This window comes from Streptomyces fodineus (assembly GCF_001735805.1).
GTDB lineage: Bacteria > Actinomycetota > Actinomycetes > Streptomycetales > Streptomycetaceae > Streptomyces > Streptomyces fodineus.
This window is the reverse complement of record NZ_CP017248.1, coordinates 1,231,661-1,249,736: the sequence shown is the minus strand read 5'-3', so window position 1 is coordinate 1,249,736 and position 18,076 is coordinate 1,231,661. Positions and strand designations below refer to the sequence as shown.

The 18,076-nt window shown below is 67.5% G+C and carries 14 protein-coding genes and 2 pseudogenes; 8 read left to right on the top strand and 8 right to left on the bottom strand.

The window, feature by feature from the left end; translation table 11 throughout:
- Window positions 1-12: 12 nt before the first annotated feature.
- A complete protein-coding gene (locus tag BFF78_RS05195) occupies window positions 13-684 on the top strand; it encodes a TetR/AcrR family transcriptional regulator (protein WP_227025714.1) in 672 nt (223 codons plus the stop codon).
- A gap of 674 nt (window positions 685-1,358) precedes the next feature.
- Here BFF78_RS05195 and BFF78_RS05190 read toward each other — a convergent pair.
- The 3 genes from BFF78_RS05190 to BFF78_RS05180 all read right to left on the bottom strand — a co-directional run bounded on the left by BFF78_RS05190 (window position 1,359) and on the right by BFF78_RS05180 (window position 5,032).
- Window positions 1,359-1,742 carry a PPOX class F420-dependent oxidoreductase gene (locus BFF78_RS05190; RefSeq protein WP_069777180.1) on the bottom strand — a complete coding sequence of 128 codons (384 nt, stop codon included), beginning with the start codon at window positions 1,740-1,742 and terminating at the stop codon, window positions 1,359-1,361.
- A 320-nt stretch (window positions 1,743-2,062) separates the two neighbouring features.
- Complete coding sequence (locus tag BFF78_RS05185) at window positions 2,063-3,352, bottom strand: aldehyde dehydrogenase family protein (RefSeq protein ID WP_418346745.1); 1,290 nt, start codon at window positions 3,350-3,352, stop codon at window positions 2,063-2,065.
- Window positions 3,353-3,493: 141 nt separating this feature from the next.
- The gene (locus BFF78_RS05180) at window positions 3,494-5,032 is read right to left on the bottom strand and encodes an MFS transporter (protein ID WP_069777178.1); all 1,539 of its coding nucleotides are present in this window, start codon (window positions 5,030-5,032) and stop codon (window positions 3,494-3,496) included.
- 156 nt (window positions 5,033-5,188) lie between these two features.
- Between BFF78_RS05180 and BFF78_RS05175 the strand changes: the two genes are divergently transcribed.
- Window positions 5,189-5,605 (top strand): MarR family winged helix-turn-helix transcriptional regulator, encoded by a 417-nt coding sequence (locus BFF78_RS05175; protein WP_069777177.1) that lies wholly within the window; start codon window positions 5,189-5,191, stop codon window positions 5,603-5,605.
- 53 nt (window positions 5,606-5,658) lie between these two features.
- Here the strand turns inward: BFF78_RS05175 and BFF78_RS50035 are convergent.
- From BFF78_RS50035 to BFF78_RS05165, 3 genes and pseudogenes are all read right to left on the bottom strand, one after another.
- Window positions 5,659-5,896: pseudogene (locus BFF78_RS50035) on the bottom strand (transposase); the annotation flags it as partial.
- Between the two features lie 142 nt (window positions 5,897-6,038).
- A complete protein-coding gene (locus BFF78_RS05170) occupies window positions 6,039-6,734 on the bottom strand; it encodes a type 1 glutamine amidotransferase domain-containing protein (protein WP_069777176.1) in 696 nt (231 codons plus the stop codon).
- 311 nt (window positions 6,735-7,045) lie between these two features.
- Window positions 7,046-7,807: an SDR family NAD(P)-dependent oxidoreductase gene (locus BFF78_RS05165; protein WP_069777175.1), complete on the bottom strand. Its 762-nt coding sequence runs from the start codon at window positions 7,805-7,807 to the stop codon at window positions 7,046-7,048.
- Window positions 7,808-7,929: 122 nt separating this feature from the next.
- On the opposite strand from BFF78_RS05165, the gene BFF78_RS05160 reads away from it, so the two are divergent.
- Complete coding sequence (locus tag BFF78_RS05160; RefSeq protein ID WP_227025713.1) at window positions 7,930-8,538, top strand: TetR/AcrR family transcriptional regulator; 609 nt, start codon at window positions 7,930-7,932, stop codon at window positions 8,536-8,538.
- A 699-nt stretch (window positions 8,539-9,237) separates the two neighbouring features.
- On the opposite strand, the gene BFF78_RS50030 is transcribed toward BFF78_RS05160, so the two are convergent.
- Complete coding sequence (locus tag BFF78_RS50030) at window positions 9,238-9,696, bottom strand: N-6 DNA methylase (protein ID WP_069777174.1); 459 nt, start codon at window positions 9,694-9,696, stop codon at window positions 9,238-9,240.
- Between BFF78_RS50030 and BFF78_RS49020 the strand changes: the two genes are divergently transcribed.
- The 5 genes and pseudogenes from BFF78_RS49020 to BFF78_RS05130 all read left to right on the top strand — a co-directional run bounded on the left by BFF78_RS49020 (window position 9,677) and on the right by BFF78_RS05130 (window position 16,243).
- Window positions 9,677-10,009 carry a hypothetical protein gene (locus BFF78_RS49020; RefSeq protein ID WP_237282542.1) on the top strand — a complete coding sequence of 111 codons (333 nt, stop codon included), beginning with the start codon at window positions 9,677-9,679 and terminating at the stop codon, window positions 10,007-10,009. The genes BFF78_RS50030 and BFF78_RS49020 overlap by 20 nt on opposite strands.
- Before the next feature lie 819 nt (window positions 10,010-10,828).
- The gene (locus BFF78_RS05145) at window positions 10,829-12,142 is read left to right on the top strand and encodes an ABC transporter substrate-binding protein (RefSeq protein ID WP_069777172.1); all 1,314 of its coding nucleotides are present in this window, start codon (window positions 10,829-10,831) and stop codon (window positions 12,140-12,142) included.
- Window positions 12,139-13,170 carry a carbohydrate ABC transporter permease gene (locus BFF78_RS05140; protein ID WP_069777171.1) on the top strand — a complete coding sequence of 344 codons (1,032 nt, stop codon included), beginning with the start codon at window positions 12,139-12,141 and terminating at the stop codon, window positions 13,168-13,170. Before BFF78_RS05145 ends, BFF78_RS05140 begins: the two co-directional genes overlap by 4 nt.
- Window positions 13,167-14,051, top strand: a pseudogene (locus BFF78_RS05135) (carbohydrate ABC transporter permease); the annotation flags it as partial. The gene BFF78_RS05140 and the pseudogene BFF78_RS05135, both read left to right, overlap by 4 nt.
- A gap of 548 nt (window positions 14,052-14,599) precedes the next feature.
- The gene (locus BFF78_RS05130; RefSeq protein WP_069777170.1) at window positions 14,600-16,243 is read left to right on the top strand and encodes a glycoside hydrolase family 27 protein; all 1,644 of its coding nucleotides are present in this window, start codon (window positions 14,600-14,602) and stop codon (window positions 16,241-16,243) included.
- 105 nt (window positions 16,244-16,348) lie between these two features.
- On the opposite strand, the gene BFF78_RS05125 is transcribed toward BFF78_RS05130, so the two are convergent.
- The gene (locus tag BFF78_RS05125) at window positions 16,349-18,007 is read right to left on the bottom strand and encodes an RICIN domain-containing protein (RefSeq protein WP_069777169.1); all 1,659 of its coding nucleotides are present in this window, start codon (window positions 18,005-18,007) and stop codon (window positions 16,349-16,351) included.
- Window positions 18,008-18,076 lie beyond the last annotated feature (69 nt).

Sequence of the window (18,076 nt, the reverse complement as noted above, 5' to 3'; positions counted from 1 at the left end):
TCGGGGGTTCGCATGGTGGTCACCCTTCTAACCGGAGTCTTCACTCCGGGTTATGCGGAGTCAATACTCCGGTTGCAAGGGTGGATCACAGGCCCCACCGGAGCGAGGGATCCGGAGAGGGACAATGGCTGGATGCGAAGCGACGCGCAGGCGAATCGGGACCGGGCGCTGGCCGCAGCCGAAGAGGTCTTCGGCGAGTCCGGCAAAGCCGGTTCGACCGAGGAGGTCGCTCGCAGGGCCGGCGTCGGGATCGGCACCGTGTTCCGGCACTTCCCAACCAAGCAACTGCTGATCGAGGCCACGATCGTGCGGCACCTCACCCTGCTCACCGACACAGCGCGGGCGCGAGGCGAGGACAGCGACGCAGGGGCTGCCTTCCGGACGACGTTCCGGGAGATGGTCTCAGGCGCACCGGCGAAGCTCGCACTCATCGCGCTGCTGGAGGAGTCCGCTGATCCGGCGGGCGCCACCGATGAGGTGGAAGCTGCAGCCTCTGCGTTGCAGGACGCCGTCGAGGTGCTGCTGTCCCGGGGCCAGAAAGCCGGCGAGGTGCGCGCGGACGCAACGGTGGACGAGATCTACGTACTGATCAGGGCGCTGGCCAACGCCCGGGGCGACCGGGCTGTCGTAGACAGGGCGGTCGACGTGGTGCTGGACGGACTGTCGTCGCGGCGTTGCGTGTAGCCACCCTGCGGAGATGATCGCCCTATCGCCCTATCGCCCTATCGCCCTATCGCCCTATCGCCCTATCGCCCTACCTCGACTGCCCCGGCAGTCCCTCGGAAGTGCCTACTGCCGGTGAGCGCCTCGACAGGGGACGGTACGCAGCGGGGTCGGCTCACGTTGGAGACGTCGGAACAGCGCGGGGTCGACGACGCCGAACGCCCCCGCGCGGCTGGCGCGCACGATACCGACCAGGAACCGGGCCTACTCCTCGGGTACGCCGTAGGAACCGATCATCTCGACCCACTCCTCGCCGCCGACCGTGACCGCTCGTCCCCTACTCGCGGAACCTCTCACCCGACATCCGTCGCATACAGCCTGCCGTGCCCACGGCGGTGTTCGCCCACCTCGAGGCGGCGTGGCCATGTGGTGATCTCAGGCGTCACCGATCTGACCACCCTGATGCGCGACGGCATCCGGCGGCCGAGCCGTCTCATCGACCTCAATGGGCTCGCCCTCGACGAGATCTCCGCCCTCCCAGCACGCGGCGCCGCTCGTGGACATCGACTACGAGAAGCACGTCCGCGCCGGCCAGTTGCAGCGGTACGTGGGTGAAGTGCGGCACTCGATCTTCCAGCTCCTCGGCGAGCCTCACCGGCAGGGGAGCCGAGGGTACGTCACCCGCACGTCACCCGCTACGGGGCGAGCCGCACGCGGATGCCCAGAGTGTTGTCCCTTCCCCGGAGTCGGCTGTCGAGGATCATGAGGCGGCCGAGGATGCCGTACTTGCGGGCGATGAGGGAGCGGTAGCGGGCGCCGGTCGCCTCGTCGACGATCTCGGCGGTGGCCGGGACCTGGTCGCCCGTCGGGTGGCCGCGCAGGTCGCAGGGGCCGACGAGGATGTCGCCGCGGGCCCGGATCCGCTTGACCTTCCAGGAGTCGGCGGGGGTCCGCACGCCCAGCGTGTCACCGTCGCGCACCACCCATACCGGGGTGGCGACCGGGGTGCCGTTCTTGCGGTAGCTGGTGACCAGCATGTACTTGCCGGCGCCGAGCCGTTCCAGCAGGGTGTCGTCCATGATGCGTTTCTGTTCCTTGTATGGCGTTCGAGGCCGTTGGCCTCTTGGGAGGTGTACTGCGAGGTCGGTTCGGCGGCAGCGGTGATGCTCTCGTCCTGAGAGAAGTGAGGATGCAGCTCGATTTGGTCGAGGATGGGCGTGCTGCTGGTCTTGTTGAGCAGCTGGGCCCGGTGCGGTGGGTGAACTTGGAGACGACGATGGCCGACCGGCACCACCCACGAAGCCGCGCACGCGGGTGCCTTCTTCCGAGGGCTGCCGGACGGTGGCGCGCGCGTGAGGTCGCCAGGTGGAATTGCGTGCCGCCGCCCTGTGGGGATGGTTCAGTTCAGCGGGACGTCGAGGACGGCCTTGCGGTGGCTGAACGTCTCGATGGAGTAGCGGCCGTGGTAGTTGCCCATGCCGCTTTCGCCGACGCCGCCGAAGGGGAGTGTCGGTACGGCGAGGTGGTGCATGGGCAGGCCGAAGTTGAGGCCGCCCGAGGAGGTCTCGGCGGTGAGACGGTACTTGGTGGTGTCGTTCTCGGTGAAGGCGTACAGGGCGAGCGGCTTGTCGCGCTCGTTGATGAACGCGATCGCCTCGTCCAGGTCGGCCACGGTCAGGATCGGCAGTATGGGGCCGAAGATCTCTTCCTGCATCACGGGCTCGTCGGGCCGGACATCGGCGAGCACGGTCGGGGCGATGTACTTGTCTGTGCGGTCGGTCTGTCCGCCGGTGACCGTACGGCCGGAGGCCAGCAGTGCGGACAGTCGGTCGAAGTGCCGCTCGTTGATGATCCGTCCGTAGGTGTCGGAGGTCTGCGGGTCCTCACCGAACAGCCCCTTGATCGCGACGGCCAGGGCGGCCTGCAGTTCGGTCGCGGTGTCCGGGTCGGTCAGGACGTAGTCGGGGGCGACGCAGGTCTGTCCGGCGTTGGCGAACTTCGTCCGCGCCAGGCGCTGTGCGACGGTGGCGATGTCGGCGTCCCGCTCCACGAACACCGGTGACTTGCCGCCGAGTTCGAGGACGACGGGGGTGAGGTTCTTGGCGGCGGCGGTCATCACGATGCGGCCGACCGTGCCGTTGCCGGTGTAGAAGATGTGGTCGAAGTGATGCTCCAGCAGCACGGTAGTCTCCGGTGCGCCGCCCTCGACGACCGCGGTGGCGTCGGTGTCGAGATAGACGGGCAGCAGCTCGGCCAGCAGTGATGAGGTGCGGGCGGCGTAGTCGGCGGGCTTGATGACGACCGCGTTCCCGGCGGCGAGCGCGCCCGCGACGGGCACCAGCAGCAGGTTGACCGGGTAGTTCCACGCCGAGATGACCAGGGCGACGCCTAGTGGGTCGAACTGGGTGCGGGCGGTGCTGCCGGGGAATCCGGGCACCGTCACGGGGGCGGACTGCGGGGCGGCCCACTCCTCCAGGTGCTCCAGGTAGTCGTCGATCTCGACGATCGTGGTTTCGATCTCCATGGCGTCGGCCTCGGTGCGGTTTTTGCGCAGGTCGGCGTAGAGGGCGTCGGCTATCGCCGCGCGGTTGTCGGTGAGCAGGTCGCGCAGGCGGGTCAGCTGTTTCCGGCGCCAGGCCAGGGGCTTGGTGCGGCCGGTGCGGAAGGCAGCGCGCAGCCGGTCCACCAGCGCGGTGGCTTCGGCGGCGGTGAAGGTGTCGTCGCGGGTGAAGGCTGCCTTGGTGTCGGTCACGGTCGTGTCCTGTTCGGCGGGGAGGGAAGCCGGTCGGCATCCGGCTGTGGGGAAGTCGCGGCCGGGGAGGTGGTGCGGTCAGACCGTGGCGGCCGTGCGTGCGGTCGTGGGTTCACCGTCGCCCGACGGGGCGGATGTGGCTTCGCTGTCGTCTGACAGGGCGGCCGTGTCGGTGGCGGGCGAGGGGGACCTGCGGCGGATCGCCAGGCCGACCATCGCCACACCAATGACGAGGACGAACGCCATGCCGGCGAGGGCGAAGCTCAGGGTGTACTGGCTCTCGGCGGGCAGCGCGGGGACCCCGGGGGGCAGGTTGTCGAGCGTTTTGGAGGCGAGCAGCGAGGTGACGACCGCGCTGCCGATCGCGCTGCCGGTGGAGCGGGAGATGGAGTTGATGCCGTTGGCGATGCCGGTCTGGTGGTGGGGAACGCCGGCCACGATCAGGGCGGGCATCGCGGCGTAGCCGAAGCTGATGGCAACGCCGACGACCATGCCGGCCAGGATCACCGACGCGGTGGTGTCGTGGGCGAGGGTCAGCCACGCGAAACCGACGACGCCGAAGGCGGCACCGGCGGCGAGGGTGAGGCGCGCGCCGATGCGGCGTACCAGCATCCCTCCGAACTGGGCGGCCACGAGCGAGACGAGGGCGGAGGGCAGCAGATAGAGGACGGAGGCGCGCAGGACGGAGGCGCCGAAGCCGTAGCCGGCGATCTCAGCGGGTGTCTGGACGAGGTAGGAGACGCCGATGAACTGCGCAAACATGGCGAATCCGACGAGCAGTCCGGCGATGTTGGTGAACAGGACCGGGCGGTGGACGAACATCTTCATGTCGACCAGGGGGTCGCGGACCGTGCGCTCGACGACGACCCAGAGGACCGTGGTGACGGCGGCGCCGGCGAAGAGGGCGAGCGTGCGGGGTGAGGTCCAGCCCCAGGTGTGGCCCTGCGAGATGGGCAGCAGGAGCAGGACGAGCAGCAGGGCGAGGCCGGCGGCGCCGAGCCAGTCGGTGCGCCCGCCCGTCCGGGTGCGTGGCGCGGGCACGGTGAGGGCGACCGCGATGAGGGCGACGGTGGCGAGTGCGGCGGCCAGCCAGAAGACCTGGTGGTAGTCGGGGTGCGCACCCTGGGTCAGGAGTCCGGCGCTGACCAGGGCGAGGCCGCTGCCTACCCCGAGCGTGCCGCTGACCAGGGCCATGGCGCCGGGCAGTCGCGCGGGCTTGACCTCTTGGCGCAGCACGGACAGCGCGAGCGGGAAGATCGCGGTGGCGGCGCCCTGCATCACGCGGGCCGCGATGAGCAGCAGCATGGAACTCGTGGTCGCGGCGAGCACGGATCCGGCGACCATGACCACCAGCACGCCGAGCAGGGTCGGCTTCGTGCCGCGCTGGTCGCCGAGGCGGCCCAGCAGCGGCGTGAAGACCGCGGCCGACAGCAGCGTGGCCGTGGTGACCCAGCTGACCTGGGCCGTGGTGGCGCCGAGATCGTTCTGGATGATGCCGAGGATCGGGATGACCAGGGTCTGCATCATCGACACGACCATGGCGGCGAGGCCCAGCACCAGGACGAGGCTGAGACTGCCGGTGCGGCGCTCCGGCGCGGTGGGGAGGGAGGACTTCACGGTCTTCTTTCCGGTGGAAGGTTGCCAAAGGATGGACGCATCGATGGTCTAGGACCCAAACCATTGAGGTACTCGATACTTGAGAACATGAAATAATGGAGAGATGGTGAATGTCAAAGGTTGAGGGCCTCAAGCTTTTCGCGGTACGCTCGACGCATGCCGTCCATCCCGTCCAAGGCCCAGCTCATGGAGCTGCTCGCCCACTCGGTCAGCACGCACTACGCCGACTTCACGGCCGCCGCCGCCGACATGGGCCTCACCTCCAGCCAGGCGAAGACCCTCGCGGTGCTGCGCCGCGCGCCCGCCTCGATGCGCTCGCTCGCGCAGACCCTGGCCTGCGACGCGTCGAACATGACGGGGATCATCGACCGGCTCGAAAGGCGAGACCTGGTCCGGCGCGAGGTCAGCACCACCGACCGCCGCGTGAAGAACGTCGCCCTCACCGAGGTGGGCGAGAAGGCAATCGACACGATCCGAGAACGGATGGAGCAGACGCAGACCGGCCTGGACCAACTGTCCGACGAAGAGCGCGCCGAACTCTTCCGCCTGCTGACGGTCGTCTTCCCGCGTTGATGTGCGCGGTGCTGTTCTGTCGAACAATCGAGCGGTGACTGGCGCGCCGACCGGGGCCACGCAAGTAACCTTCACGCGCAGGCGAACGGTGGCGAAGGTGGACTCGATGGGGTTGGCCGTCCGCAGACGGATCAGTGCTCGGCGGGCAAGTTGTATGCGCCAGCAGCTCGGCCTCAAGGCCGATGATCTTCTTCTCCGCATGGGGGAACTTCGCGCTGTAGAGCCAGGCGAACGCCTTGATCGCTTGGCCGCATTGTCGCGGTCCTCGGCGTTGTGGATGCCGTGAAGCGCCGCGCTGGGCCAACCGCAGCCGAGCGTTGGACGCCCTTTCCGCAGATACCTTCCGTTACGGGGATGGGCGAATGTCCCGTCAGGTAGGCAGGCGGCTGTCAGCGCGGCCGCGGACGGCGTGGCGTCGGTCTGGATTCGTGGGTCAGGGCAGCTTGTTGAGCATTTCGGCTGCGACGGGCCCGGCGGAGGCGGGGTTCTGACCGGTGACCAGGTTGCGGTCGACGACCACGTTCGGGGCCCACGGCTCGCCCTCCCGGTAGTCCGCGCCGATCTCGACCAGGCGGTCCTGGAGCAGCCACTTGGCGCCGGCCGCGAGGCCACCCTGGGTCTCCTCGGCGTTGCTGAAGCCGGTGAGCCGGTAGCCGGCGAAGGCGTTGCTGCCGTCGGTCAGGGTGGCGGCCAGCAGCGCGGCCGGGGCGTGGCAGACCACGCCGAGCGGCTTGCCCGAAACGAGGGTGTCGATGAGCAGTTTGCCGGAGACGGCATTGACGGCCAGGTCCTCCATCGGGCCGTGGCCGCCGGGGTAATAGACGGCGGCGTATTCGGCGAGGTCGACGTCCTCCAGCCTGATGGGGTGCTGGATCTCGTTGATCGAGGCGAGGTCGTCGGCCATCTTCTGCGCGCCCCCCTCGCCGCCGTTGAACTGCGGCGCCAGGCTGCCCTGGTCCAGGGGCGGCACGTCGCCACCGGGCGTGGCGACGACGATCTCGTGGCCGGCCGCCGTGAACGCCTGGTACGGGACGACGGCCTCCTCGGCCCAGAAACCGGTCGGATGCTTGGTTCCGTCGGCCAGCGTCCAGTGGTCGGCGCCGGTCATCACGAAAAGGATCTTCGACATGGAGGGGTCTCCTAGAGGTGGGTCGATCGGGAGGCGCCCCGCGGATGCCGACGAGCACTCCTTGCCGACGGATCGTTGCCGCCGCCCAGAAGAACAGGGGAGCCCAGCCGATGTAGACGCCTGCCATGAAGCGCTGCAGGTTGTCCGTGTCCGCCGGGCCTCCCTGCGCCAATTGCCGCAGGCCGTCTCCGAGCGGGATGGCGGTGGCCGGCAGCAGGCAGACACGGACGATGGTGCTGGCTGCTGCGACAGGCGTACCGACCGCCACCACGCCTCCTTAGCTTGTCCCGGAGTGGACCCCGGGCTGGGGCTCAGGCCTGCTCGGTGGGGCGTACGAGCAGTTCGGCGACGGCCACGTGCCGGGGGCGGGTGACGATGTAGCCGACGGTGTCGGCGATGTCCTGGCTCTGCAGCCGTTCGATGTCGCCGAGTCCGGCGTTGAGGAGCTGCTGGACGGCGTCGGAGTTGTGGCTGCGCAGTTCGGTGTCGACGCTGCCCGGCTCGACGACGGACACACGGACATGCTGCTTTGCCAGTTCCTGGCGCAGCGCCTCGCTGAAGCCGGTGACGCCGAACTTGGTGGCGGTGTACACGGCCATCATGGCGTAGGCGTTGCGGCCGTTCAGCGAGCTGATGTTGACGATGTCGGCGACCCGGCGCGGCCCGTCGGCGGCGGCCTTGACCAGGTGCGGGACGGCCGCGTGGCTCGTGTACATCAGACCCATCAGGTTGATGTCGACCATGCGCTGCCATTCGTTCAGGTCCGCGCCGGGGGTGGGGCCGAGCAGCATGAGGCCGGCGTTGTTGACCAGCGTGTCCAGGCGGCCCAGGCCCTCGAGGGTCCGCTCAACCGCTTCCGCGGCGGCCTCGGCGGTGGTGATGTCGGCGGGCACGACCAGGGCCTTGCCGCCGGCCTGGGAGATTTCCGCAGCGAGGTTGGTGAGCCGGTCCTCGCGTCGGCCGACCAGGGCCACGGACGCGCCTTCGCGGGCAAGCTCAAGGGCGGTGGCGTGGCCGATGCCGCTGGACGCGCCGGTGACCAGGGCGACGGTTCCTTCAAGACGACGAGTCATCGTTCAAACCTTTCGATGCGCGGCCACGTTGCCCGGGCCGTACGGGACAGGGGGGTGACGGCTCTGGTAGGCCGTATGAGGGTGGGGGCCACTCAGGGCCGGGCCACCGGCACAATGGGGAAGTGAGTACTACTGGGCAGAAGACAACCAACCCCAAGCGTCAGGAGAGCACGGTCGAAGGAGACCTGCCTCCTCGCGAACGCCTGGTCCGGGCCGCGTCGCGGCTGTTCTATTACGAAGGTGTACGCGCGATCGGCGTGGAGCGGTTGATCGCCGAGGCCGGGGTGACCAAGGCGACCTTCTACCGGCACTTCGCCTCCAAGGACGACCTGGTCGTGGCCTACCTGCTGACCAAGGACGCCTACTACAAGCAGGTGGCCGAACCGCTGGCCGCCGCATACCCGCCCGCCGAAGCGATCGACCTGATCTTCGAGGCGATCGCCGAGCACGCCCGCGAGCGTGGCTTCCGCGGATCGCCGTTCCTGAACGCGGCCGCCGAGTATCCGGACGCCGACCACCCGGTCCGCGGCCTGGTGGTGACCCACCGGGACTGGATCCGCAACCTCTTCCAGGACCTGCTCACCCGGCTCGGCCACGCCGACCCGGTGTCGGCCGCCGGTGCACTGCTGATGCTGTACGACGGCGCGATGGCAGCCGGCTACCTGGACGACTCGACTGCCGCCCACAAGACCCTGCTGGACGCGGTCCGGCTCATCCGATCGGGCGGCTGACCCCGTCGGAGCCGCGCGAGACAGCGGCTCTGTGCGGTGCCCCAGCCGAGCCGGGGCGCGGATTGGTTTCACGGAACTTTCGATCTCTCTTCGACGTGCACCGGTGACCTGATGGCAGATCTCGGCCTGGAGGCAGCCCAGCCGGGAAGGTCGATATAGACCCTTCCTCACGTGGGAGGAAGACCGGTCGTTCTACTTGTCGACGATAGCCCCCTCGCCGTCCGGGCGCCAACCGATCGGCGCGCTTGTGGGATGCCTCACGGGTTACTGCTGCCCCGGAGGGCCCTTCTGGCTTGGCGGCCGGGCTCGCCGACTCCTTGATCTCCTGGGGTCTCCTTCGAACGCTGTCGTAGCAACCGAACTCCTCGCGGCAGCGAAGCCAAGACGGGGTCAAACGGTCCGGAAAGGTGCCCTGGCGCATCCGTGACCAGGCCGCCGAGGGCGTCGGTGCTCAGTTACCGCTTGCGTCCTTTGGTCTTGTTGCCGGCGATGACGGGCATGAGTGATGCGGTATCGGCATGTGTCTGATGTGCCGTCAATAAAGTCGGCATCTGAAATCGTCGAGTCCCGACGCGCGCCGGTGTAGAGCGAAGACCGCCTTTGACCTGTACAAAGCAGGCAGGGAGCCGTCTTCCGGGAGTCCGAAGTGCTGCGTACTCTGGTCAAGTCCAAGATCTAGCGTTTGGGTGTTTCCGCAGGTCAGGGCCGTGAGACGTGCGGGCTTGCGCCCGCCGCCACCCCACCGACCGCCTTGGCAGCCTCCGAGTCGAAGTCGCCACCCAAAACAGCAATCCCAACAGCGAGATCAAGACGACGGGTTGATGATCGGCAGACCCTTGGTGGGCTGGTCTGTCCCGTACCTCGGAGGCCGGACGCGCCGGTGGACGAGGTCACTGAGCGTCGCTGCCCCATGGGCGGATCAGTGAGGACGAGGGTGGCCCGGCGGCGGGGGCTTACCGCGAGGGAGTCCCGCACCTCGATGGCCGTCCGGTTGCCGTCGAGGCGCTCGACGCCGTGCAAGAACAGGTTCATGGTGGCGAGGCGCGCCGTCGCGTCCACCAGTTCCGTCCCGCGGATCGCGCCGTGGGCCGGCTGCTCCCGCTGGGCGGGCGGGACGCCCGGCGGGAGGTGCCGGGCGATGTGCTCGAAGGACCGCACCAGAAAATCCCCCGGTGCCTGCGGCCGGGTCCACGATCGTGTCCTCGACGGTCGGACGGCAGCACGCGACGATGGCGTCGATCAGCTCCCGGTGGGTGGAGTACTGGCCTGCGGCGGTCCGGTGGCCTTGACCGCACCGGGCGAGGAATGCGTCGAAGACCGGGACGCGCCACTCCGGCCGCTCGTCCCACCACGGGAGCCCCTCCCTGACCCGTTGAATCAGGTTCTGGAGGTGCACTGGGCGGCGGAGGCGGTTCTGGGCCTTGTGGAAGATGCGGCCGACTACGCCGCCGCGCTCGCCAAGCTTGGCTAGGCCGACTGCCTCATTGATCAGCGATCTTCCTCAACCAGTCGAGTCCCGCAGGTGCGGCAGCTGATGTCGCTGTCTGAAACCGACCTATGGCATCCCGGGTAAATGGAACGTCGGCGGCCCTGAAGGCGGCTAGGTCGGTGGAGGGTTGGTCGGTCGGTGAAAGATCTCGATGGTGCGCGTGTCCCTCATGATGCGCACGGCTCAGCCTCCCGGCCAAACACTTCCTGCATCGACCGGTCTGGCCCACGGGTTGAGGGTCTACTCGTTTTCCGGTTTCTGTGATCGATGCGCCTGCGGGGGATCTCCTCTTATGGGCGGCCGAGCCGGAGTCGCCGGAGGGGACAGGAAGGGGAGTTGGAAGCTCAACAAGGTCAAACAAGTTCGCTCACTCCTGGCGCAAGACGAGTGGGTCGTCAGGCGCGTGTGTCCATGCCTAGTCGTGAACAAGGAAACCAACAGACGTGGGGATCCAGGTGAGGCTGCCGCTTTCGTGCGGTTGCCTCAAGTCATGAGAGCGCGAGGAGCGCCAAAACCTGAGTTGCGCTCACCGATCGGGCCAAGTCGCAGGCCACGCGTCCGTCTTGTGGCTTCGCAGAAAATGAATCCTGCTCAGCTTCCGCGGGATGTCCGCAGGGTCTCTGCCCGTCCACCTGCTCCTTTCCCTCAAGTTTCAAAAGGGTGACGCACGACCCTTGACGTTCGACGGACCGAACGGGTCTTATGGGGCTCGTTGTTCGATCCCGTTGATTTCTGGTCGACCTTGCGTCCCTGTGTGGTTCGCTGCGTGATGCCGGCTCGTCCTCAGTCCCAGGAGCTCTTATGCAAGTCCCTCCCTCCGGTTCCTCCTTTGCCGTCCCGAGCCGCCGCGCTCTGCTGCGCGGGATAGGTAGTGCCGCAGCGCTGACCGCAGCCGTGCCCCTGCTGAGCGCCTGCGGCGGCAGCAGCGGTTCGGGTGGTGACCCGAAGACCGTCACCCTGGGCTCCAACGCTTCGGACGCGGTGCCGAAGAAGGCGTTCGCCGACATCTACGCGGCCTTCCAGAAGAGGAACGGCATCAAGGTCGCGGTGAACACCAAGGACCACAACACGTTCCAGGAGCAGATCAACTCCTATCTGCAGGGCACGCCGGACGACGTGTTCACCTGGTTCGCCGGCTACCGCATGCAGTTCTTCGCGGCCAAGGGCCTCACCTCCCCGATCGACGACGTGTGGCAGATGATCGGCGCCAACTTCCCCGACGCGATGAAGCAGCTCAGCAAGGGCGAGGACGGCAAGTACTACTTCGTGCCGCTGTACACGTACCCGTGGGCGCTCTTCTACCGCAAGAGCGTCTTCCGGCAGCACGGCTACAAGGTCCCCACCACCTGGGACGAACTCGTCGCACTGTGCGAGCAGATGAAGAAGGACGGCCTGGTCCCCGTCGCGTTCGGCGACAAGGACGGCTGGCCCGCGATGGGCACCTTCGACCAGATCAACTTCCGCCTCAACGGCTACGAGTTCCACAAGTCCCTGATGGCGGGCAAGGAGTCGTGGACCGACGCCAAGGTGAAGACCGTCTTCGACCACTGGGCCGAGCTCCTGCCCTACCACCAGGACGGCGCCGTCGGCCGTACCTGGCAGGACGCCGCGCAGACGCTGGTGTCGAAGAAGGCGGGCATGTACCTGCTGGGCTCCTTCGTCGCGCAGCAGTTCACCGACAAGGCCGACCTGGACGACCTCGACTTCTTCGCCTTCCCGGAGATCAACTCCGCCTACGGCCAGGACACCGTCGAGGCGCCGACCGACGGCTTCATGCTCTCCAAGGCACCGAAGAACCGCGCGGGTGCGGTAAAGCTCCTTGAGTTCCTGGGCACTCCGCAGGCCGAGTCCTTCTATCTCGCATCCGACCCGAGCGTCGTCGCCGCCTCCAGCAACGCTCCCACCTCCTCCTATACGCCGCTGCAGAAGAAGGCGTACGCGATGATCTCCGGCGCCAAGAGCCTCACCCAGTTCATGGACCGCGACAGCCGTCCGGACTTCACCTCCACGGTCATGCAGCCCGCGCTGCAGAACTTCATCCGCAATCCCAAGGGCGTGGACAGCATCCTGTCCTCCATCGAGCGCCAGAAGAAGACGATCTTCGCTCAGTCATGACCATCACTCCGAACACTGGTACCGGGACCGGAACCACCAGCACCCCGGGGGCGACGACTACCCCTACGCCCCCGCCCCCGGGGCCCCCGGAAGCAAAGACGAATGACCGGCACAGGCGCGTACGCGTGCCCCAGGGGCACCGGCGGCTGCTCACCCGCCGTGACAGGGTCACCCTGTGGCTCATGGCCGGCGTGCCCACCGTCCTGCACGTCGCCCTCGTCTGGGTGACCGCCCTCGCCTCGATCGCCCTCGCCTTAACCACCTGGGACGGCATCGGCTTCGACTCCATCAAGTGGGTCGGAGTGCAGAACTTCCGTGAACTGTTCACCGACAACCCGCAGTTCTGGCCCGCCGTCGAGCACAACGTCATCTGGCTGGCCGTACTGCTCCTCGTGCCCATGCCGCTGGGGATGTTCCTGGCGGTACAGCTGGACAAGAAGATCCGGTTCAGCCGGGTCTACCAGACGGCCTTCTTCCTGCCCGTCGTGGTGTCCTTCGCGGTCATCGGCTTCGTGTGGCAGCTGATCTACAACCCGGACACGGGCCTGATCAACAGCCTCATCGGGGCCAACAAGCCGGGCCACTACATCGACTGGATCGGCGACCCGAAGCTCAACCTCTGGGCCGTGCTGGTCGCCGCCTGCTGGCGGCACACCGGCTACCTGATGATCCTCTACCTGGCCGGCCTGAAGGGCGTCGACCCCTCCCTGCGCGAGGCGTCGGCCCTGGACGGCGCGGGCGAGTGGCAAACGTTCAAGAACGTCATCTTCCCCACCCTGCGCCCCACCAACAGCATCGTCCTGGTCGTCACCATCATCGAGGCCCTGCGCGCCTTCGACCTGGTCTTCGTCTTCAACAAGGGCGCCCAGGGCACGGAACTACTCTCGATCCTGGTCACCAACAACATCATCGGCGAGTCCAGCCGCATCGGTTACGGCTCCGCCATCGCCGTCGTCCTGCTGCTGATCTCCCTCGCCGTGATCATCCCCTACCTGATCAGCACCTTGCGGAAGGAACGACGATCGTGAGCGCCTCGGCTGCCGCCCCGCCCCGCACCTACAGGCGGATCCGACCTGCCCGGCTGGTCCTCCACGTGTTCCTCGCCGGTACGGCCCTGGCCTGGCTCGCCCCGCTGCTGTGGGCGATCTTCTCGGCCCTGCGGCCGTACAGCGAGACCAGCACCAAGGGTTATGTGTCCTGGCCGGACAAGCTGAGCCTGGACAACTTCACGAACGCGTTCCAGCAGTCGGACATGATGCACTACTTCGGCACCACACTGCTGATCGCGGTGCCGGCTGTGCTGCTCACGCTGTTCCTGTCGTCGATGGTCGCCTTCTACGTCAGCCGGTTCGACTTCCGCCTCAACCTGGCGCTGCTGCTGGTCTTCACGGCGGGCAACCTGCTCCCGCAGCAGGTCGTCATCACCCCGCTGTACCGGCTGTACCTGCTCACGGACCTGCCCGGCGTCACGCAGAGCGGCAAGCTGTACGACTCCGCGCTGGGCCTGGTCCTCATCCACGTGGCGTTCCAGTCCGGGTTCTGCGCGTTCGTGCTGAGCAACTACATGCGCTCGCTGCCGCACGAGCTGACCGAGGCCGCCCTCGTCGACGGCGCGTCAGTGTGGCGACTGTACTGGCAGATCACGCTGCCGCTGTGCAAACCGGCGATGGCGGCCCTGGCGACCCTGTTGTCCATCTGGATCTACAACGATTTCTTCTGGGCGCTCGTGCTGATCTCGACCGGCCAGAACATGCCGATCACCTCGGCCCTGAACAACCTCTCCGGCCAGTACTTCACCGACCCCAACCTGATCGCCGCCGGCGCACTGCTCACCGCGATCCCCACGCTGATCGTGTACTTCGCGCTCCAACGGCAGTTCGTCAGCGGCCTCACCCTGGGGCCAACAAGGGCTGACGCCCTCTCCCTCCGCAGACCCGGGCGCCACACTTCCCCTCTCCCTCTGACTCACTTCGGAGCCGGCAGTCAATCCGAACCGGCACTTACGCCTTGAGATCGTCGAGGTCGTCTCATGGAAATCCACGTACGAGAGCCGTCTGCGGCACGTGGTGATGACGGGATGAAGACCCAACATTGCTGCGGCTGCTGTCGCTGGACAGATGCCCCTACCCCCGTGCGTCACATCGAGCGGTCGAGCGCCTCTGGCTGGACGCTCTATGCCTGCCCCGACTGCATCCATCGCTTCTCTCCAGGCCGTCTCGCCACAGTCGGACGGGAGGAGGCGTCACTGACTGGGACAGAGCGGCCCTGAGGAGCCAGCGTCGACCTGTACGCGATCCGCATCGACTGAAGGTTCGACGCTCTCCCTGTTCCGAGTGCATCCCAGGCGGACATCCCCCGCTACCGCAGCGGCCGCGGCGAGGACCCCGACAGTTGTCGTCCCCTGCTCCGCACGCTCCGCACCGCACCCGCTCATCTATTCCTATCGAAGGAGAGGCAATGTCGCCCACCTATGTCCCTCGACGTCCCCTGCGCTCTGCCGTCGCCGCGCTCGCCAGTGCCGGGGCGCTCCTTGCAGCCGGGGCGCACCAGCCGGCGAGCGCAGCACCCGGCAGCCCCGCGCTCACACCGCCCATGGGGTGGAACACCTGGAACAGCTTCGGCTGCACCATCGACGACAAGCTGGTCCGCGAGTCCGCCAAAAAGATGGTCGACTCGGGCATGAAGACGGCCGGTTACCAGTACGTGGTGGTCGACGACTGCTGGTTCAACCCCCAGCGCGATGCGCAGGGCAACCTTCAGGGCGCCTCGGGACGGTTCCCCGACATGAAGGCGCTCGGCGACTACATTCACTCCCTGGGCCTGAAGTTCGGCATCTACGAAGCACCCGGCGCCAAGACCTGCGCACAGGAGAACCCGAACCTCACGTACCGCTACCCCGGATCCACCGGCAGCCTCGGACACGAAGCGCAGGACGCACGCCAGTTCGCCGCGTGGGGTGTGGACTACCTGAAGTACGACTGGTGCAGCAGCGACGGCACCCTCGCCGACCAGGTCGCCGGGTTCACCAAGATGCGCGACGCCCTGCGTGCCACAGGCCGGCCGATCGTGTACAGCATCAACCCGAACAGCTACCACGCCGACAAGACCGGGGCGACCTACAACTGGAGCCAGGTGGCGGACATGTGGCGGACCACCGAGGACATACAGGCCCAATGGCCGAACGTCACCGGCATAGTCGACATCAACGCACCCCTTGCCGCACAGTCCGGGCCCGGGCACTGGAACGACGCCGACATGCTGGAAGTCGGGAATTCCGGCCTGAAGCCGGAGGAGTGGCGGTCGCACTTCGCACTGTGGGCGTTGATGGGCTCACCGCTCATCGCGGGCAACGACATCCGGTCGATGCCGGCGGATGTGAGCGAGATTCTGCGCAACCCGCGACTGATCGCGGTGGACCAGGATCCGCTGGGCGCGGGCGGACGCAGGGTGCGTCACGACGTTCAGGAGAACACCGAGGTGTTCGCCAAGCCGCTGTCCGACGGGTCGGTGGCGATCGGCTTGTTCAACCGCAGCGACGCGACCACGACCATCCGCACGACCGCATCCCAGATCGGTCTGAGCGGCAACTCGTTCACGCTGACCGACCTGTGGACCGGCGACACATCGACCACGTCCGGCGACATCAGCGCCAGCGTTCCCGCACACGGAGTCGCCGCGTTCAAGGTGAGTGGCGGCACTCCCGTCACCCGCACCACCTCTTCACTGGTGGGTGCCCGCTCCAACCGTTGCATGGATGTCGAAGGCGGGGCGGCCAAGGCGGGTGCCAGAGCCATCATCTGGGACTGCCACGGCGCTGCCAACCAGTTGTGGACGAGCTGGCCCACCAAGGAACTGCGGGTGTTCGGCGACATGTGCCTGGACGCCTACCGCCAGGGCACCGCTCCCGGAACACCGGTCATCGCATGGAACTGCAACGGACAGACGAACCAGCATTGGACGCTCCAGGACGACGGCACTGTCAAGGGAGCCCAGTCAGGGCTGTGCATCAAGGTCAGCGGCGGCGCCACCGTCAACGACTCCCCGTTGATCCTCGCGAACTGCGACGGTGGCGACGACAACCAGCGTTGGACCCGACGCTGACCCTCCGCCTGCGACACGTTGGGTCCCACACTCCGTGGAGCGCGGGGCCCAAAGCTGCATCTGCGCTCTCGATCAGCGGGTCCGCGGAGGCTCCGCGTCACGGTGTCACGGCGTGAGCAGGGAGAGGTTCACGGCGTTGGCCATCGCCTGATAGCCGGCGTCGTTGGGGTGCAGGTGGTCGCCGCTGTCGTAGGCGTCGTTGAGGGCCCGAGGGTTGCCCGGGTCCTGCATTGCCTTGTCGAAGTCGATGACGCCGTCGAAGGCACCGCTGGTGCGGATCCATTGGTTGACGGCATCGCGGACCTTCTCGCCGTCAGGCGTGTAGTAGTTGGCGCCCTCGTAGGGCAGGATCGTGCCGCCGATGATCTTCACGCCGGCGGCATGGGCTTTGTGGATCACGGCCTGCATGCCGTTCTCGAGGTCCGCGGCGGTCACTGGGCTGGATCCGTTCGAGCCGATGTTGCTGCCGATGTCGTTGATGCCCTCCAGCAGGATCACGCTTTTGACGTTGGGCTGGCCGAGCACGTCGTGGGCGAATCGGCTCTGGAGGCTGGGGTTGTTGGCGTTGACGTCTGTCAGCACGCGGTTGGTGCCGATGCCGGCGTCCACGACGCCGAGGGTGGGGCCGCTGGAGGCGGAGTTCATGCGCTGGGCGAGGTAGTCGGGCCAGCGGCGGTTGGCGCCCCGAGTGGAACCGACGCCGTCGGTGATGGAGTCCCCGACGCACACCAGGGTTCCGGTGGCGGTCGGGGAGATGACGTCCAGGCCGTCGAGGAAGTACCAGGATGTCTTCGTGCTCGGGTAGTTGCCGGTGCTCTCGTCGGTGACGTGGTTGCCGTCGGTGGAGATCCAGGCGGTTTCCTGTGCCTGTTCGTGCCAGGTGGTGCCGGCGGGCGTGCCCGGCAGGTGGATGCTCACGAGCTGGTCCGTGTTCGCGTCCACGGCCATCGGGATCGGGTCGCTGGCGACGTCCTGCCCGGCGGGGATGGTGACGGAGGCGCTGCCGTTGAAGGTGACGGTCCGGTGGGTGCCGGGGACGGCGGTGCCGGGGGTGCTGCTTTGCCGGGCGAGGTCGACGGCGTCGATGGTCAGCGGTTTGGTGCCGTAGAGGTTGCTCAGTCGGATGCGGAGCATGGATCCTGCGACGGTGGTGTGCGCGACCATCCGGATGCTCTGGTTGGTGAAGGAGGGTCCGTTGTACATCAGGCCGGCGGTGTAGGTGCCGACCCGTGTGAGCGGGGTGAGGGTCCAGCGCTGGTTGGCGCCGCCGTTGGACCGCCACTGGACGATCTCGGTGCCTTCGGTGGTGGACGACTTGGCGTTGTCGGCGAGCAGGCCGTTGGCGGTGTTGGCAAGGGTGTAGGTGCCGTCGCCGACGGCTTCGATCTTCCATTGCTGGCTGGCGGCGCCATCGCACCTGTTCTGGACGAGCTGGACAGGCGGGGTGGAGTTCTGCGGGTCGGGGGTGTCCAGGCACAGGCCGCTGTTGGCGCTCATGACGGTGTACGCGCCGGAGCTGGTCCGGGTCAGGAGCCATTGCTGGTTGGCCCCGTTGTTCGACGGCCACTGGACGATCGGCTTGCCGGGACCGGTTGCGCCGTATTGGACGTCCATCAGCATGTGGCTCGCGGCGTTCGTCAGGGTGTAGACGGTGCCGGAGGCGGGAGCTGCCGAGGCCGCGTGGGCCGTAGCGCCGGTCCCGGCCAGGGCACAGGCCACAAGGCCCAGGCCGACCGGGACAGCGAGACGTCTGCATATGCGCATGAGAACCTCTTCCTTGAGTCTTTGCGTGGTGAGGGGCCCGGCGCGGCGCGTTCGAAGCTCCAGCAGCCC

Bases quoted from the DNA above. Each gene is read 5' to 3' on its own strand.
- BFF78_RS49020 (WP_237282542.1), top strand. From the start codon at position 9,677: ATGTGCTCGAAGGACCGCACCAGAAAATCCCCCGGTGCCTGCGGCCGG.
- BFF78_RS05145 (WP_069777172.1), top strand. From the start codon at position 10,829: ATGCAAGTCCCTCCCTCCGGTTCCTCCTTTGCCGTCCCGAGCCGCCGC.
- BFF78_RS05190 (WP_069777180.1), bottom strand. From the start codon at position 1,742: ATGGACGACACCCTGCTGGAACGGCTCGGCGCCGGCAAGTACATGCTG.
- BFF78_RS05165 (WP_069777175.1), bottom strand. From the start codon at position 7,807: ATGACTCGTCGTCTTGAAGGAACCGTCGCCCTGGTCACCGGCGCGTCC.
- BFF78_RS05125 (WP_069777169.1), bottom strand. From the start codon at position 18,007: ATGCGCATATGCAGACGTCTCGCTGTCCCGGTCGGCCTGGGCCTTGTG.
- BFF78_RS05195 (WP_227025714.1), top strand. From the start codon at position 13: ATGGTGGTCACCCTTCTAACCGGAGTCTTCACTCCGGGTTATGCGGAG.
- BFF78_RS05130 (WP_069777170.1), top strand. From the start codon at position 14,600: ATGTCGCCCACCTATGTCCCTCGACGTCCCCTGCGCTCTGCCGTCGCC.
- BFF78_RS05140 (WP_069777171.1), top strand. From the start codon at position 12,139: ATGACCATCACTCCGAACACTGGTACCGGGACCGGAACCACCAGCACC.
- BFF78_RS05175 (WP_069777177.1), top strand. From the start codon at position 5,189: ATGCCGTCCATCCCGTCCAAGGCCCAGCTCATGGAGCTGCTCGCCCAC.
- BFF78_RS05170 (WP_069777176.1), bottom strand. From the start codon at position 6,734: ATGTCGAAGATCCTTTTCGTGATGACCGGCGCCGACCACTGGACGCTG.